The sequence below is a fragment of the Mangrovimonas sp. TPBH4 genome (assembly GCF_001280505.1).
Classification (GTDB): Bacteria; Bacteroidota; Bacteroidia; order Flavobacteriales; family Flavobacteriaceae; genus Mangrovimonas_A.
The window spans coordinates 102367-119542 of the sequence record NZ_LBIO01000058.1 but is presented as its reverse complement, the minus strand read 5'-3'; the positions used below and the strand labels follow the sequence as shown (position 1 = coordinate 119542).

Genomic DNA, 17176 nt, shown 5'->3' with positions numbered 1-17176 from the left:
TCTATGCTAGCAAGAGTAGCCAATAATCTTTTTTGGATGGGACGCTATATTGAACGTGCAGAACATACGGCACGCTTTATGAACGTCAACTATTTTTCATCTTTGGACGCCCCAAATAAATTGTCGCAATCCAGACCATTTGTACTGAATTCTATTGCCACAATGGTAGGAGATGCTCCAAAAAAGGAAAAGGATCTTAAAGAAGAAGCGATCATTTACAATGTTGGGCTCAACCCAGAAAAGACCTATTCCATTTTTAATTGTATCAAATTTGCAAGAGAAAATGCCAATACTTCGCGGGATTCCATGTCCACTGAATTTTATGAATCCATCAATAAATTCTACCACTATATGAAGGACTATCCACAGGATGTTTTGATTAAAAGTGGACTACATGACTTCACAACCCACGTTACCGAACAAACCTCCATTTTAAGGGGACGAATCCGTAGTACCTTACTTCATGATGAAGTCTATGCCTTGGTACTCTTAGGTATCAACATTGAACGGGCTACTCAAATTATCCGAATCATAAAAACCAAATATGAAGATGCCCAAAAAGCTTTAGGCGGCTATTCCAAGCCCATTGAAAACAGCTTTGAGTGGACTACCCTTTTGAAATGCTGCGAATCTTACGACATGAACAGAAGGTTCTACAAAAAGACACCAAACCAACAATCTACCTTAGAATTTCTACTATTAAATCCCAACTGCCCAAGGTCCGTGATGAACTCCTTAAACCAAATAAGAAACCATATCACCACAGTGGATGCCATTAAAGTAAGAGATAAGACTTCGGCGGCATTTCTTATAGGAAAAATGCGAGCCGATTATGAGTTCAAAACCATTGAAGAAATTGAAACCAATGTTGCGTTGTTTATAGAAAATACATTACAAGGTCTCATGGATATATCTACAAAATTAGATTATGAATACTTCAACTATTAACGTTTTTTAACTCAAACTGTTAGTCGCAATAGATTATTTTTGCATCCCTATTTTATTGAAGACATGGCATTTGACTACACCATTAAATATAAGTCCAATAACACTTACGAAAACCCAGTTTTTGAGGCGTATTGGCAATTTATGATCATTCCTGAAAACAATGTTTCCCAAAAGTTGTTATCCAGTGATTTTAAAACGTCCGTGAATGCTCGAATTGAAAAATCCATCAGCGGTTACAACTTTCAAACGGCTAGAATTCATTGTAAGCAACCCTTTGAAACTATTCAGTTTGAAGCGGAATTTAAATTGACCAAAGAAGAAATCAATCCGTTTCAATTCGCTACTAAAATGGAGCCTTCACAAGAATTTGAAGCTATCAATACTTTAGAGTTTAAGGTAGAACACGAATCATTCCTAACTTCTACAAAACTCACCAAACTGCCTTCAAAAAACAAAGCCATCCATACTTTCGACACTTCAAAATCTTTAATGGATAATCTTATAGCCCTAAATCATTGGACCTATCTTTATCTATATTTTAAAACAGGCGTTACACATACAGGGACCATACTTAGCGAGGTTATAGAAAATCGGCATGGGGTTTGTCAGGATTTTACCCATTTATTTATCGCGGTTGCACGCGAAAATAACATTCCTGCAAGATATGTTTCAGGGTACCTGCATCAAGGAGATGGCTTTTTTGGGGATTCGCAAATGCATGCCTGGGCAGAAACTTTTATTCCTGGGATTGGATGGGTAGGATTTGATCCTGCAAACGATATTTTGGCCGACCACAACCATATAAAGGTTTCACACGGAAAAGATTACAACGACTGTTCTCCAATTAAAGGTGTCATCTATTCTACCGGAAAAAACGAGACTCAACATTCCGTAGAAGTCACCTACGAACAATAAATACTTCCAAAGGTTTAGTCATTTCAAAAATGTGTATTATTTTTGAGAAAAAATTAATCTTTATGACTACATCCGATCAAATAAAAGATCTTGTAGAACGCCTGGGAGCGTTGAGGAGGTATCTTTGACATTGATGCCAAACTAATCGAAATTTCTAACGAAGAAGAAAAAACATTCGATCCCAATTTCTGGAACGACTCCAAACAAGCCGAATTGGTTATGAAATCCCTTAGGGAGAAGAAAAAATGGGTTGAAGACTACAACACTTCAAAAACACTAGTTGAAGATTTAGAAGTCCTTTACGAATTCTATAAAGCCGATGATGTTTCTGCAGAAGAAGTCGACGCTCAATATGCTTCAGCTTTAGAGCTTATTGAACGCTTGGAGTTCAAAAACATGCTATCGGATGAAGGAGACAGCTTAAGCGCCGTATTGCAAATTACTGCGGGCGCAGGGGGAACTGAATCCTGTGATTGGGCAAGCATGCTTATGCGCATGTACTTAATGTACGCCGAAAAAAACGGGTTCAAAGTAAAGGAACTGAACTTTCAGGAAGGTGATGTAGCCGGAATTAAAACCGTAACCTTGGAAATTGAAGGTGATTTTGCCTTTGGTTGGTTAAAAGGTGAAAATGGGGTGCATCGTTTAGTTCGCATCTCTCCTTTTGATAGTAACGCCAAAAGGCATACTAGTTTTGCATCCGTATACGTTTATCCGTTGGTCGATGACACCATTGAAATTGAGATTAACCCCGCCGATATTGAAATTACAACAGCTAGATCCAGTGGTGCTGGAGGACAAAATGTTAACAAGGTAGAAACCAAAGTACAATTGGTCCATAAGCCCACAGGTATTCAAATTTCTTGCTCCGAAACACGTTCTCAGCATGACAACCGTGCAAGAGCGCTTCAGATGTTGAAATCTCAACTTTACGAAATTGAGTTGCAAAAACAAATGGATCAACGCGAGGACATTGAGGCCAGTAAAATGAAAATTGAATGGGGAAGCCAAATTAGAAATTACGTCATGCATCCCTACAAACTGGTAAAAGATGTGCGAACAGCACACGAAACCGGGAATGTTGATACTGTTATGGATGGAGATATCGAACCATTTTTAAAAGCATATTTAATGATGATGGGGCAACAGGAAGCTCCAGAAAACCTATAAACAACATGATTGAGATTTATCACAACCCAAGATGTAGCAAATCCAGAGAAGGAATCGAAATTTTAGAAACTTACGGAGCCCCATTTAAGGTGATTAAATATCTTGAAGACACTCCTGACAAATCCCAAGTGGCTCATTTGGTTAAGCTTTTAGGTATCAGCCCTATTGAGCTTGTCAGAAAAAATGAAGCTATTTGGAAAACGGAATTCAAGGGAAAAGACCTTAGCGATGACGACATCATTACAGCTATGGCCAACAACCCAAAACTAATTGAACGGCCCATAGTTATTAAAGACAATAAGGCCGTCATTGGAAGGCCAGCTACTAAAATCCTTACCATTTTATAGGCCTTTCTTTAGGTTTTCTTTAACATAACTTTAACCTATGCCGGCTAAACCTTAAGCTATTTTTGCGGTCAAACACGTAAAAATAGAGGTATATGCATAGGTTAATTTTGTTTTTTCTTCTCTTCATATTGGGAACATCCACAATACATTCCCAAACTAGTGAAAGCCAACAAAAAGAAATAGAGCGCTATAAAGAAAAATTGGAAGAGGAAATGGACAGATTCATCCAAGAATTTGTCGCCAGTTTGGAAGTTGACGACTTTCAAAAACACATTATCAAACAAAAACTCTACTCCTATTATGATGCCAAGCAAGAGCTTTATCAAGCTCAACTGGAAAGTTATGTCCTAAAGGAAAAACTTGCCGAACTTGATAGAACTCATTTTGCAGATTTAAATGACATCTGCACCGAAGAAACCATCCAAAAAGTTCAGGACGCTGTTCAACATCCACAAGAGCAAATTAAGAAGAACAAAAAAAACAAACGAAAAAGAAAAAAAGCTAACAACTAAAAATGAAGCATTTATTAACAACACTTATTACATTAATTTGCTTAAGCAACAATATTTACGGGCAAAAGAGCAAGGAGGTTTTAGTAACAGGAAAGGTTATGGATACCGATGTGAACCTTCCTTTGGAGTATGCCACCGTGTCTTTTTTCAGTAAATCCGAAAATAAAATCACAACAGGAGGTATTACGGATGAAGAAGGTAATTTCTCTATTAAAGTGCCTATTGGCATGTACAACGTTTCAGTTGAATACATTTCCTATAAAACAAAAACTTTTGAAAACAGAAATTTAACCCAAGATACTAATTTGGGTACCATCAATTTAGCATTGGATGTAGAATCCTTAAACGAAGTAGAAGTTATTGCCGAACGTACGTCTGTTGAAATTAAACTGGATAAAAAAATCTATAATATTGGAAAAGATATCACTACTGCCGGTGGTACCGTAAGCGACGCTTTAAACAACGTCCCCTCTGTTTCTGTAGATACCGAAGGCGCCATTAGCCTACGTGGAAATGAGAACGTCCGTATTTTAATTAATGGAAAACCTTCTGCCATGGCCGGTTTTGGAGACTCCAATATTTTAAGTCAGTTGCCAGCCGAGGCCATTGAGCGAGTGGAAGTGATTACCTCCCCTTCTGCCCGCTATGATGCCGAAGGAACTGCCGGGATTTTGAACATCATTTTACGCCAAAAGGAAACCCTTGGTTTTAACGGCTCCGTAAACTTTAATTTAGGGTATCCCGATAATGTTGGATTAACTGCCAATTTAAATTACCGAACTGAAAAATTCAATTTGTTCTCCAATATAGGTTGGCGTTACTTTGACGCTCCTAGAACCAGTTTTAGGGATGTGACATACAATGATCGAGAAGAGGATGGAGAAATCATTGAACCTGAATTTCGTCGTGTTCGAGAGGACCAAGAAGTTGAACGCTTAAACAGAAACTACAACGGTAATATGGGGATAGAATACTTCCTTACAAAGAAATCATCTTTAACCGCCAGTTTGTTTTATAGATATGGAGAAGATGCAGATCTTTCCAAAAATATTAGTGAGCGCTATAACAACAACAATATTGTGGTTGAAGAAACTTTACGACGTGAAAAGCAAACCGAGGACGACAATAGCTACCAGGTGTCTTTAAATTATATCAACAAATTTAATGACGAAGGCCACCAATTGAGCGTGGACTTTCAATATGAAAACGATAAGGAGGATCAATACACCTTTATTAATGAGGATTACGATTTTACAAATCAAGTCGATCCTGCCCCATTTCAGTCAGAGCAAGTTTTTACCAAGGAAACCCAAAACGAATTCCTAATCCAAGCAGATTATGTATTGCCAATTGGAGAAGACAGCCGTTTTGAAGCGGGATTCAGAAGTAATTTAGAAAATGAAGTTACCGATTACGTATTGGAACAGGAAGATATTTCCAATGGTAATTATATTGTTAACGATACTTTGACTAACGTTTTTGATTATACTGAAAATGTAAATGCACTTTACACGCAGTATGGGACCAAATTCGGTCAATTTTCCTTCTTGCTAGGATTACGTTTGGAACATACCCAGCTTAAGGGAGATATCGATTCGGAGTTAACAGACCAAGAATTGAATGACGCGTATGGTTTCCCTATCCAAACCAAATTTGACAACAACTATTTAGGTTTATTCCCTACTCTAAACCTTATTTACAATTTATCGGGAGATGCTACAGATTCTGAGGAAAATATTTCATTCGGATATAACCGAAGAATCAACAGGCCTAGAGGATGGTTTATCAATCCGTTCCCTAGTAGATCGAGTCGTACCAATGTGTTCCAAGGAAACCCCAACCTTCAGCCAGCTTTTGCAAGTGCTTTCGATTTAGGATATTTGAGACGTTGGGATAAATTAACCTTTACCGCTTCGGTATATTACCAACATGAAACTGATTCTTTTGAATTTGTAGAGGAAAATACAGGACAGCAAACAAGTGATGGTATCGACATTATTAGAACCATTCCTGTGAACCTTTCAACAAATACAAGAACCGGTGGAGAATTTGGAATTATGTACAATCCACAAAAATGGTTGCGCCTAAACACCAGTTTTAACTTTTTCCAATTTAATACGGATGGTGAATTTAATGGGGTAGACTATAGCGCCAAAAACAACAGTTGGTTTGCAAGATTTAGTTCTAAAGTTACCTTACCTTATAAAATTGATTGGCAAACCAATGCCCATTACAGAGGATCTGTACAAGATGCACAAAGTGATACAGATGGTATCTTTTCCATGGATCTAGCGTTTAGTAAAGAGATTATAAAAGATAATGCTACCATTTCACTAAATGTACGTGACGTATTTAATTCTCGTAAAAGAACCTCCTTAACAACAACTGATTTTTTTACTCGATATAGTGAAAACCAGTGGCGTCAACGTTCTATCACTCTATCATTTATATACCGTTTTAATCAGCAAAAACAACGTCAATCAAGACAAAACAATGGTGGCGGTGGAGATGATATGGAGTTTCAAGGATAATGTCTCCAATAGATACAAAAGAAAAAGGAAGCCGAATGGCTTCCTTTTTTATATTGTAAAAAAAAACAATCGCAGATTAACTGTTAGCGCGACTTGCCTTTTTTTCTTCTCTCATTTCTTTAAGACGTTCCATTAAAGCTCCTCCAATCCAATAAGGAATTACAAACGTCAATAAAAATATCATTAACCAGAATCCAATAGTCAAAATGGTTAAAAATGCTAAAAATCCTAAATACTGATCAAACTCAAACATGTGGTGTCTTTTTTATAACTTCCGCAAAGATAACACAAAGTGTTTTGTTTTACAATAAGTGACTGAATTTTATTAACATATTATTAGGAATGTTCTCATGCTACCGAATCCACAAGAAAACAACCTGTTTTTAACAGCTTTGGAATGAATATTTTATACCTGATTTTCATTTGATCAATTACAAAATCACTCCGATATAAAATTCTTGATAAATTTTAATTTTCAGATAATTCCTTTACTTTTTTCAAGGCTTTTGGAAACGACTCATTAAAATATCCATCAAACCCTGCTACCGTATCCAGTTTGACTTCTAATACAGTTTTGCCATTATTTTCAGTCAATGAATAAATTTCTTTAGCACCGGCCCAAGCCTTTGTTTGTTCATCCAGAGGCTGTTCTTTGCCATCCTTGAACATTCCCAAATGTTCAAATGCCATCAATTTATTAAGAACCATTTTATCAATTTTACTGAACATCCCCTCTCCTTTTGCGTCCAGAAACAAAATCCTGCTCCCTTCTTTCCAATCGGTCTCAAAATGTGAGCCCTCAGTAAACACTTTGGTCCAATTTCTGTAATTTTGATCTTCCCAAAGGGCATTCCAAACCTTTTCCTTCGGTGCTTCAATTGTGGTAGAAAACTCTAATGTTTGTAACATTTTTTTAAATTATTTAGTGTTTGTATTATAACTCACCATCCACATTACTCCAAATTGATCCAACAACATTCCAAAATAGTCACCCCAAAATACATCGGCTAACGGCATGGTGACCTGCCCTTTTTCCGAAAGGCCAGTAAACAGTTTATCTGCTTCATCTTTGGTGTCTGCCGAGATGGAAATATTGATGTTCTGCCCAAAGCTTACTTTGCCATAAGCAGGATGGTTATCACTTCCCATTAATATGGTATGTTTTCCAATAGGTAGGGAAACATGCATGATCTTGTCCTGATACGCTTCGGGAATACCAGGCCCAGCTTCCCCTGGTGGAATTTCGTTAAACCTTCCCAAATACACAAACTCCCCGCCAAAAACCGACTTGTAAAAGTTAAATGCCGCTTCGCAATTTCCGTTGAAGGTCAAATAAGGATTTATAGTTGCCATAATTTCAAAACTATTTCACCTTAATTAAGGTTTGGCTGTGGTGTGATACGTAAATAGGGCTTCACTTCGGTATAACCCTTTGGGAACAATTCGGCAATTTCTTCTGTAGTTACCGAAGGTGAAATCACACAATCTTCCCCTGCTTGCCAATTGGCTGGTGTTGCCAATTTATGATAGGCCGTAAGTTGCAAGGAATCTATCACCCGCAAAAGCTCGTCAAAATTTCTACCTGTAGACGCTGGATACGTAATAATGAGTTTTACTTTTTTATCGGGATCGATCACAAACACTGATCTTACTGTAAATTTTTCACTGGCATTGGGATGTATCATATCATAAAGTTCAGATACCTTTCGATCTTCATCGGCTATAATAGGAAAGTTGACTATGGTGTTTTGTGTTTCGTTAATGTCATCAATCCACCCCTTGTGGGATTCCAGTCCATCTACGCTCAAAGCCACGACTTTAACGTTTCGCTTGTCAAATTCCTTCTTATACTTTGCTACGGTTCCTAATTCGGTGGTACACACGGGTGTATAATCGGCTGGATGGGAAAATAAAATCCCCCAACTATCCCCTAACCATTCATGAAAATTGATGTCTCCTTCGGATGATTGCGCCGTAAAGTTGGGTGCTTCATCTCCTAATCGTATTGCTGCCATAATAACTAAATTTTAATTCCTATCTAAAGGTAACAATAAAGCCATTGAAAACGAAACAGTTAACACAAACATCACTTTTTATTCATCTTAATTTCAACACCTTAAAATCGCCAAACAACTATCTTTCAATCATTTTTTATGTACTATAAATACTAGGAATTTTCATTGGGTTTACTATTCAAATTTCATATCGAAAATGCCTGTCAATTATTGTGGAATCATTATTTATTCATCTTCAAATGACTTAAATTTGTGTTTTTAAATCAAAATCCTAATCATCATGAATTATAGAATAGAAAAAGACACCATGGGAGAGGTACAAGTACCTGCAGACAAACTATGGGGTGCACAAACCGAGCGTTCAAGAAACAACTTTAAAATTGGAGCTCCTGCTTCGATGCCATTGGAAATCGTTTATGGATTTGCCTACTTGAAAAAAGCGGCGGCCTATACCAATTGTGATCTTGAGGTACTTTCTGAAGAAAAAAGGGACTTAATTGCTCAAGTATGTGATGAAATTCTAGAAGGAAAACATGATGACCAATTTCCATTGGTAATCTGGCAAACAGGATCTGGCACCCAAAGTAACATGAACGTTAATGAGGTTATTGCCAATCGAGCCCACCAAATTTCAGGAAAAGTTATTGGAGAAGGCGAAAAAACCATTCAACCTAACGATGACGTAAACAAGTCGCAATCTTCCAATGATACGTTCCCTACGGGAATGCATATTGCTATCTACAAGAAAATTGTAGAAAACACCATTCACGGTGTGATTAAATTACGTAACACACTTCACGAAAAATCATTGGCCTTTAAAGATGTGGTAAAAATAGGTAGAACCCACCTTATGGATGCGACTCCCCTAACTTTAGGTCAAGAGTTTTCTGGTTATGTTTCACAATTAGACCACGGCTTAAAAGCTTTGGAAAACACTTTGCCACATTTAGCTGAATTAGCTCTTGGTGGAACCGCTGTTGGAACAGGTCTAAACACTCCTAAAGGGTATGCTGAATTGGTTGCCGAATACATTGCAAAATTCACAGAGCAGCCTTTCGTATCAGCTCACAACAAATTTGAAGCTTTAGCTGCTCACGATGCCTTGGTAGAAACCCACGGTGCTTTAAAACAATTAGCGGTTTCCCTAAATAAAATTGCCAACGATATTAGAATGATGGCTTCTGGACCGCGTTCAGGAATTGGAGAAATCATCATCCCTGCCAACGAGCCAGGAAGTTCAATCATGCCAGGAAAAGTAAACCCAACACAATGTGAAGCGCTAACGATGGTTTGTTCCCAAGTAATGGGTAATGATGTTGCAGTAAGTGTTGGAGGTACGCAAGGACACTACGAATTGAACGTATTTAAACCAATGATGGCTGCCAACGTACTGCAATCTGCCCAACTTTTGGGTGATGCCTGCGTAAGTTTTGAAGAGCACTGCGCGTCTGGTATCGAACCAAACCACGCTGTAATCAAGGAATTATTAAACAACTCCTTAATGTTGGTAACGGCGTTGAACACCAAAATTGGCTACTATAAAGCTGCTGAAATAGCAAATACTGCCCATAAAAATGGCACTACCTTAAAAGAAGAAGCCATTAATTTAGGGTATGTAACAGCCGAAGACTACGATGCTTGGGTGAAACCAGAAGATATGATTGGAAGTATCAAATAATTGGCTGTGATATTCAAAAACTGATAAATATCATGATATCAAAAGAAAACGCCGACAATTGATGTTGGCGCTTTTTTTTTAACAAAAAATTAAAGAAATTTGAAAAAAATACTTCGTTTTGTCCATACTTATTAAAAACATTAAGGAATTGGTTCAGGTTCGAGAAACCAATGTAACCATTGTAAAAGGTAAGGATATGAAAGTCCTTCCAACCCTAAAAAACGCCTATTTGCTTATTGAACATGACACCATTGTGGAATTTGGCCCCATGGAAGATTGTGAAGACCTCTATGCAGAAGAGGTGATTGATGCCACTGGTAAAATAGTAATGCCTTCTTGGTGCGACTCCCACACACATATCGTGTACGCGGGCAATCGTTCTAAAGAATTTGTAGATCGCATCAATGGCCTGAGCTATGAAGAAATTGCAAGTCGAGGTGGCGGAATTTTAAATTCTGCTGAAAAATTGCAAAACACGAGCGAAGAGGAACTTTATAAGCAATCTTTGGAACGTCTCAACAAGGTGATTAAACTTGGAACGGGTGCCGTTGAAATAAAATCTGGCTACGGGTTGACAGTTCCCGCCGAACTTAAAATGCTTCGCGTTATCAGACGGTTGAAAAAAGAGTCTCAAGCCTACATTAAACCTACCCTTTTAGGAGCTCACGCCGTTCCTCTAGAATACAAAAACGACAAACAGAGTTACGTGGATTTGGTGGTTAACGAAATGATTCCTGAAGCTGCCAAGGATCGCTTAGCGGAATATATAGATGTATTTTGCGAACAGGGCTATTTCTCTTTAGAGGATACTGAACGTATCTTAAAAGCGGGTATCGAACACGACCTAATTCCTAAAATACACGTCAACCAATTTAATGCTTTCGGTGGGGTCGCCTTAGGGGTCAAATACAATGCCCTATCTGTTGACCATCTGGAAGAGATGGCCCCAGAGGACATCGAAGCTCTTAAGGACAGTAACACCATGCCGGTGGCTTTGCCCTCCTGCTCCTACTTCTTGAGCATCCCCTACACGCCAGCACGTGATATTATTGATGCAGGCCTACCTTTGGCCTTAGCCACAGATTACAATCCAGGTTCTACACCAAGTGGCAATATGAACTTTGTTGTAAGTACGGCATGTATAAAAATGAAAATGACTCCTGAGGAAGCCATTAATGCTGCTACGATAAATGGAGCCTACGCTATGGGAATTAGTAATATGTACGGCAGTATCTGTAGAGGTAAAAAAGCTAACATTATTATTACAAAACCTATTTCGGGATATGAATATTTACCCTACGCCTTTGGTGACAATTTAATTGAGCAAGTCATCATAAATGGTCAATTGGTAAAATAAAAAAAGCCGAAAGTTAAACTTTCGGCTTTTTTCATCTTAATCTATCAATCAATCAAAACAATGTAGTTTATTGAAGTGTGAATTCTGTAGAAGAAATCAATTCCTTTTCATTGAACACATTTACGACATAACGTCCTTCTTCAAAGTTATCCTCATTTGGAGTAACAAACTCACAAATATTCAAACTTCTGTTTTCATAGTTAAACTTACTTATCAAACTATAGTTTAACACTTTATCTTCAAATTGAATCTGCTCATTGGCGCCCAAAACGTTGTCTTGTGGATCCAATACCTGTACATACAATTCTTTATCTCCAGCGCCAACCAACGTGTTTTTGGCAACTGTAAAACAAACTCTAATTTTATCACTTCTACGAGCTCTTTCAGTTGGAATTAATTTTCCTGAGCTTCTTTCAATAACTCCAAAACCTTTCAATCCTACTGTTTGTAAGGTAGAAGCATTGGCCATAACCGTAGCAAGCTCTGTGTTCTCAATCAAAAGAGAATCGGTTTTCATGGTGCGCTCTGCCAATTCTACTTGCGTACTGTCCAAAGAAGCCGCCAATAGTAGTTTTTCAGCTTTTAACTGATCATTTTCAACCAAAAGTCTTTCATGTTCTTCCTGAAGGGCTAAATATCTCTTTTTATATCTCCATAGGCTGTTCACACTATTTTGGGATATTTTTAATGAATCCATCAAACCTTGGATACGCTCTCTGTGCTCTACAAGTTTTTCATTGGCAACTTGATTTTCACTAATGGCTTTATCATATTGCTTTGCCATATTGGTTAAATCGGTCATTACCTGATTTTTTTCCTTGATAAGCGTAGCTTCGGTTTGCTTTTTGTCAGTGTACAGTTTAGAAGTATAAAAACCAGTTCCAATAAACAGAACCAATAAAATACCTATGGCTACCTTTAATCCCGTACTCTTACTGTTTGTATTCTCCATAATTGTTCTTTTTTTTAGTGAGTGTAACGTTAATTCTTAATTGTTTTTGCGAATCGAAAGTAAATAAATAAAACTGTATTTTTACGTTTTTAAACCAAAAATCCTACATGGACCAACTTATACTTTTTACAGAGCAAGATTTAAAAAACCTAACTAAAAAAGGTTCAGCCGATTCCAAGTTTGGAACACAGGTCCAATTACTTTCAAGCCTCACAAATATATACGACGATATTGTTAATTTGGACGTTGACTATGTTGTTTTTGGTATTCCTGAAGATTTAGGAAACTTCGCCAACACCAATAAAACAGGGACTTTTAAGACGTGGAAAGCGGTTTTAAAAAAATTAACAAATCTAAACCGTAATACAATTACTACACCTGAAAAAGTTCTAATTCTTGGTCATTTAGACTTCAAAAAAATCCAAAAAAAACTACTTTCTTACGACCAAAACAACAAAAAGGACATGGATAAAGCTAGGCGAAAAATGGAGTTAATAGACAAAAAAGTGGCCTATGTTGTTCACCAAATCATTAAGGCTGGAAAAAAGCCCATAATAATTGGAGGAGGCCAAAACAACGCCTACGGAGTACTTAAAGGAGCATCCCTTGCCCTAAACACTAGATTTAATTCCATAAATATTTCACCACAATCTGGTTTTATGAAAAAAGAAGGTAGGCATAGTGGCAATGGATTTAGTTATGCTTATGCAGAAGGTTTTTTAAAAAATTACTTCATACTTGGACTCAACACCCAAATAACGGCAGAGATCATTCTTAAAACGTTGGGTAAAATCAAAGCTGTTAAATATGGTTCTACAGAAGATTTTGAGAATAAATTTAAGAAACAAATACGCCGGGCTACCAAACATGTTACGGAAGCGCCTTTTGGTTTAGATGTAAATTACGAGATCGTAAATCACAGCAAAGAGAATGCTAATATTATCATGGAACAAGTAACGGAGGTTTTAAGGCATTTTAGTCAACTTCCAGAAGTTTCCTATCTCCATATCAGCAGCGCTGTTGTAGATCCAGACAATAGGAAAGCGGTAGCAAAAAATGTCACGCATATGATTGTTAATTTTATAAATGGAGACACCAATTGAAATCTTGCCCTATAAATCAGACTATGCAGGCTCGTTTTATGAGCTCAACATAGAATGGCTACAAACCTATTTTTATGTAGAATCCTACGACGAAGAAGTTTTAAGAAAGCCTGATGAATACATTTTAGACAAAGGAGGGCACATTTTCTTCGCAAAATTTAATAGGACCATTGTAGGTACCCTTGCACTTATGCCCACTTCGAACAATCTAGAGTTTGAACTCACTAAAATGGCAGTCTCTCCAAACTACAGAGGACAGGGTATTGGGCAGCAATTAATGGCCTATTGTATAGACTTTGCCAAGCAGCAGCATTATAAGTCACTAATACTCTATTCCAACACCAAGCTAGAAAACGCTATTTACATTTACCGCAAGTTTGGTTTTATTGAAATTCCTATGGAAGATAACTCCCCCTGTAAACGAGGAAATATCAAGATGGAATAACTTTTTAGTTTTCAACTAATTTACATTCCAATAATTCACAATACTTTTTGTTATCGCGACATAAAACACTTAAGGTTTGCAACATAGCGTCATTAAGTGCTTCATCCTTGGGATTTATTTTAAATGCCAACTCAAATTCATTGTAGGCCTCCAAGTAATGATGTCTTTTAAGTCTTTCCATTCCAGAATGGACTAAAAAAGTAAACGCTTCTTGTTCCTCTTCATAAATTCTTTTTGCATACAATTTGTCAACTTTATTTCTGTGATTTAAAACTTCAGGTACCATATAATAAACTACTACCCCTCCAAAAATTAACATCAGGAAGCTCATTCGTATATAAAAGTTACCAGAAGATTTACTTGGCTGAAGTTTAAATTGTCTGGAATAGGTATCCAGTTTGGTAAAACTAGGTTTTCGTTCCTTGGAAAACGGAGCACGTGGACGCATACTATAAATCCACTTTTGAATACCGAATCCCATGTAGCCCATTGCATAACTAATTTGACTTATTAGTGTCAAAATGGATGTCTTTGTTACAAAATACTAATTTTGAACGGCTTTCAAAGAATCAATCTGTTTTTGCAATTTTTCTATTTCGTCTTTGTTGGGATCGATTTTGGGAATCATCTTTAAAGAGTCTACTTCTTGCTGTTGCACCACATCAATTTTTTTCGTCTGCTCTACAAAGTACTCATCTATACCTTCACTAGAGCGCCAAGCTTCATTCAGTTGATCATAAACAGCTTTATCCCAAGTACTCGGGCGTTTTACGTCAATCCAAACAACATCGCGATATTCACTGTCCACCAAAGCTAAATCTGGAGTTGCTGCCCCATCAAAATTTTCAGAGTCCTCACGCACTGCTGAAATAGTCCCTAAAAAAAACATGCGCTTTTTCCCTGCTATATTTTTTATATACGGCCTAAACTCTACAGGCTTGTTCACGCTCCAATCAAATTCCTTCCTAGATTCAATTACTTTTAAAGGCATCGCCGAAACTCCCGCATAGCCTTGCTTTTTGGCTGCATGGTCGTAATAATACAAAGCATCTGTACCGTCTGCGGGTATAAATACGCTAAAGGTTAAACTGGTCCGCTCATCTCCTACAGGCTCCAATCCAAACCAATGGTACAACCCATTATAAGCCCCTGCCTGTGTATCCGAAAAATCACAATCGGTAACAAATGGTTGTTGGTTTTGGTCGTCTGGAAGGTTTGGAATTTTTACGGCTGTTTTCATATTCCATGGTAATGGATCTGAAAAGCCTCCTAAAAACTTCAAGGATTCAGCTTGTATTCTCGACACCTTTTCCGATAGGATATTTTGTCTCAAAAGAAAATCATGATTTTTCATGTTTTCTGGACTTACAAAGGTTCCCTTTCCAACAAAAATACGCTCCAAATAGTCCTTAAAATCATGCTCTCCATTGTCAATAATCATCACGCCTCCAAAGGTTGGATACGGAAAGAAAAATCCATTCCATTTAATTAGACTTACTACTTCCACCCATTTCCCGGAATCATCTTTCATATAAAACACATCCCCTGGCTCATAATTCAACAGCATCCATGGATTGAATCTCTGTACTACCGCATTGTAGGTGTTTCTACTAAATTTTAAAGACTCCCCAATTGAAAAGGTTACAGGAATTCTATTGTCACTAGAAAATCGAGGAAACGGTGTGGTACTGGAAACCGCAAACACCTCTTCGGTATTGTCATTGATACGTTGCCACACATATTTCTCGGTTGGCTGAATGGCCATGGTCCATTTATTTTCGCCATCCACCCTAACTAAATGTGGCAACGACACATCCTTGGTTTCGCCAACACTTTCGTTGGCCATGGAAAAAATATTCTGAAGCGGTTGGATACGCTCATTTTGTGTAAGCGGTAAATCATCTATTTCTACCCTATTGAGGTGGTTATAAACGTTATAGGTTTTCATATAATCGTACATTTTAAAATGCCAACCCAAGGCATATAGAAATGCAAAAAACACCAACAAAAGTCCTAGAATTAGAATTCGTTTCCCTGTATGGGCTTGATTACGGAATTTATGTAAACCAAAGGCCAATATAATACCCGACAATAAAATGAAAAAGATATATTTTCTAATGAACAACAGCGCAGGTTGATAATCATCCCTTAAAATGAATAGTGCAAACAATATCACAATACCCAAAATGACAGTGATTTGCTTTTGGCGCTTTCCTTTGTTCCAGTAATTTTTTATCATGGTAAATGTTAGTTCAATTTATAATAGCCCCTTGTCTTTTAAGCGCTCTCTGGCACTTTTTTGTTCCTTATCGGTTGGAGTTTCTTTGGGTAATTCCTCTTTTGGAATTTCTTTATCCAAGCTTTTTTGTTTGAAATCGTCTATAAAATCCTTTCCTTTTTCCAAGGTTTCCTGAACCATACCCTCCAGAGACTCACTTTGTTCATCAATGACCTCATTCGACTTGAATATCAATTGTGCCAAATACGTACCTAAAATAGTTCCTACGATCATGGAAGCAAACAATGAAATAGCAGCTAAATCGATGGGTAATAAAAACTGAGCAATAACAATACCAATCAAAAACAAAAATGTAATGGATACCAACCGGATTAAAAACGATTGCTGATATACAAAACCTGTTTTGTCTTCAGGCTTCATCTGCAATTTTTTGGAATTTATTATTTTGTTAAAGGACCTATATAATCCATTTCCGTTGGACTCTCGCCAATAGATAAGAAGTCCAAATAGGATTGAAGCAATAAATACAATGAGTTCTAGTGTCATGATACTAAGATTGAAGTCAGAAGCTCGAAGTCTGAAGTTAATATTTCTCTTTTATTATTCATTTATTTTATTTCTAAATGCAATAGTCATATTCATTAAATCAAAACAATTTTTATAATAGGTTTGAAAATCCTGTTCGGAGATATAATCTCTTCGTTTGGCTTTATGCAAACAGGTAACGACTTCACCTATGGAACGTATAGCATATCCCAAAAATTTGCGATACTCTTTGCCTGATTGCAAAATAGAACCTTCAGAAATATTTAAAGCAATAGAATCTGAAGCTCTCTTTAATTGAGAAGATAAATTGAAAACTTCATCATTTGGAAAGGCTCTAGCCAAGGAATTCATAGATTCTCCTAAATCCATCCCTTTTTGCCAAATTATCAAATCTTCAAACTTAAATCTCATACCTGTT

The 17176-nt window shown here is 37.2% G+C and carries 19 protein-coding genes; 10 read left to right on the top strand and 9 right to left on the bottom strand.

Annotated features, from left to right (window positions below; genetic code table 11):
• Nucleotides 1-3: 3 nt before the first annotated feature.
• From ZA05_RS14875 to ZA05_RS14850, 6 genes are all read left to right on the top strand, one after another.
• Entirely contained in the window at nt 4-948 is a 945-nt protein-coding gene (locus ZA05_RS14875) for an alpha-E domain-containing protein (protein WP_053992471.1), read from the top strand.
• Nucleotides 949-1011: 63 nt separating this feature from the next.
• Nucleotides 1012-1863, top strand: coding sequence for a transglutaminase family protein (locus tag ZA05_RS14870; protein ID WP_053992470.1), 852 nt, complete (start codon nt 1012-1014; stop codon nt 1861-1863).
• A 62-nt stretch (nt 1864-1925) separates the two neighbouring features.
• Nucleotides 1926-3033, top strand: a protein-coding gene (gene prfB / locus ZA05_RS14865; RefSeq protein ID WP_157514723.1) for a peptide chain release factor 2 whose coding sequence is annotated in 2 segments (ribosomal slippage) — nt 1926-1988 and nt 1990-3033 — 1107 coding nt in all. Because the reading frame shifts where the segments join, the coding sequence is not laid out codon by codon here.
• A 5-nt stretch (nt 3034-3038) separates the two neighbouring features.
• Nucleotides 3039-3380: an arsenate reductase (glutaredoxin) gene (gene arsC, locus ZA05_RS14860; protein WP_053992468.1), complete on the top strand. Its 342-nt coding sequence runs from the start codon at nt 3039-3041 to the stop codon at nt 3378-3380.
• A 92-nt stretch (nt 3381-3472) separates the two neighbouring features.
• Nucleotides 3473-3892 (top strand): hypothetical protein, encoded by a 420-nt coding sequence (locus ZA05_RS14855; RefSeq protein ID WP_053992467.1) that lies wholly within the window; start codon nt 3473-3475, stop codon nt 3890-3892.
• A 2-nt stretch (nt 3893-3894) separates the two neighbouring features.
• Nucleotides 3895-6423: an outer membrane beta-barrel family protein gene (locus ZA05_RS14850; protein WP_053992466.1), complete on the top strand. Its 2529-nt coding sequence runs from the start codon at nt 3895-3897 to the stop codon at nt 6421-6423.
• A 76-nt stretch (nt 6424-6499) separates the two neighbouring features.
• Here the strand turns inward: ZA05_RS14850 and ZA05_RS18370 are convergent, their stop codons facing one another.
• From ZA05_RS18370 to ZA05_RS14835, 4 genes are all read right to left on the bottom strand, one after another.
• Nucleotides 6500-6676, bottom strand: coding sequence for a hypothetical protein (locus ZA05_RS18370; RefSeq protein ID WP_197276109.1), 177 nt, complete (start codon nt 6674-6676; stop codon nt 6500-6502).
• A gap of 215 nt (nt 6677-6891) precedes the next feature.
• Nucleotides 6892-7332, bottom strand: a complete 441-nt coding sequence (locus ZA05_RS14845; protein WP_053992465.1) for an SRPBCC domain-containing protein — start codon at nt 7330-7332, stop codon at nt 6892-6894.
• A gap of 9 nt (nt 7333-7341) precedes the next feature.
• Complete coding sequence (locus ZA05_RS14840; protein ID WP_053992464.1) at nt 7342-7776, bottom strand: VOC family protein; 435 nt, start codon at nt 7774-7776, stop codon at nt 7342-7344.
• A gap of 20 nt (nt 7777-7796) precedes the next feature.
• Entirely contained in the window at nt 7797-8438 is a 642-nt protein-coding gene (locus ZA05_RS14835) for a peroxiredoxin (protein ID WP_053992463.1), read from the bottom strand.
• Between the two features lie 280 nt (nt 8439-8718).
• Between ZA05_RS14835 and fumC the strand changes: the two genes are divergently transcribed.
• Nucleotides 8719-10116, top strand: coding sequence for a class II fumarate hydratase (gene fumC / locus ZA05_RS14830; RefSeq protein WP_053992462.1), 1398 nt, complete (start codon nt 8719-8721; stop codon nt 10114-10116).
• Nucleotides 10117-10234: 118 nt separating this feature from the next.
• A complete protein-coding gene (hutI, locus tag ZA05_RS14825) occupies nt 10235-11473 on the top strand; it encodes an imidazolonepropionase (protein WP_053992461.1) in 1239 nt (412 codons plus the stop codon).
• Between the two features lie 67 nt (nt 11474-11540).
• Here hutI and ZA05_RS14820 read toward each other — a convergent pair whose 3' ends face one another.
• On the bottom strand, nt 11541-12425 hold the full coding sequence (locus tag ZA05_RS14820; protein WP_053992460.1) for a hypothetical protein: 885 nt from the start codon (nt 12423-12425) through the stop codon (nt 11541-11543).
• A 107-nt stretch (nt 12426-12532) separates the two neighbouring features.
• On the opposite strand from ZA05_RS14820, the gene ZA05_RS14815 reads away from it, so the two are divergent.
• Together ZA05_RS14815 and ZA05_RS14810 are read left to right on the top strand one after the other, a co-directional pair.
• Nucleotides 12533-13528, top strand: a complete 996-nt coding sequence (locus ZA05_RS14815; RefSeq protein ID WP_053992459.1) for an arginase family protein — start codon at nt 12533-12535, stop codon at nt 13526-13528.
• Nucleotides 13512-13973, top strand: coding sequence for a GNAT family N-acetyltransferase (locus ZA05_RS14810; RefSeq protein ID WP_053992458.1), 462 nt, complete (start codon nt 13512-13514; stop codon nt 13971-13973). The genes ZA05_RS14815 and ZA05_RS14810 overlap by 17 nt, the downstream gene beginning before the upstream one ends.
• Before the next feature lie 4 nt (nt 13974-13977).
• Here the strand turns inward: ZA05_RS14810 and ZA05_RS14805 are convergent, their stop codons facing one another.
• From ZA05_RS14805 to ZA05_RS14790, 4 genes are read right to left on the bottom strand one after another with little or no spacing between them, the layout of a single operon-like run.
• Entirely contained in the window at nt 13978-14463 is a 486-nt protein-coding gene (locus ZA05_RS14805; protein WP_053992457.1) for a hypothetical protein, read from the bottom strand.
• A gap of 54 nt (nt 14464-14517) precedes the next feature.
• Entirely contained in the window at nt 14518-16212 is a 1695-nt protein-coding gene (locus tag ZA05_RS14800; RefSeq protein ID WP_053992456.1) for a hypothetical protein, read from the bottom strand.
• Nucleotides 16213-16230: 18 nt separating this feature from the next.
• Nucleotides 16231-16758: a hypothetical protein gene (locus ZA05_RS14795; RefSeq protein WP_053992455.1), complete on the bottom strand. Its 528-nt coding sequence runs from the start codon at nt 16756-16758 to the stop codon at nt 16231-16233.
• A 54-nt stretch (nt 16759-16812) separates the two neighbouring features.
• Nucleotides 16813-17169 (bottom strand): four helix bundle protein, encoded by a 357-nt coding sequence (locus ZA05_RS14790; protein WP_053992454.1) that lies wholly within the window; start codon nt 17167-17169, stop codon nt 16813-16815.
• Nucleotides 17170-17176 lie beyond the last annotated feature (7 nt).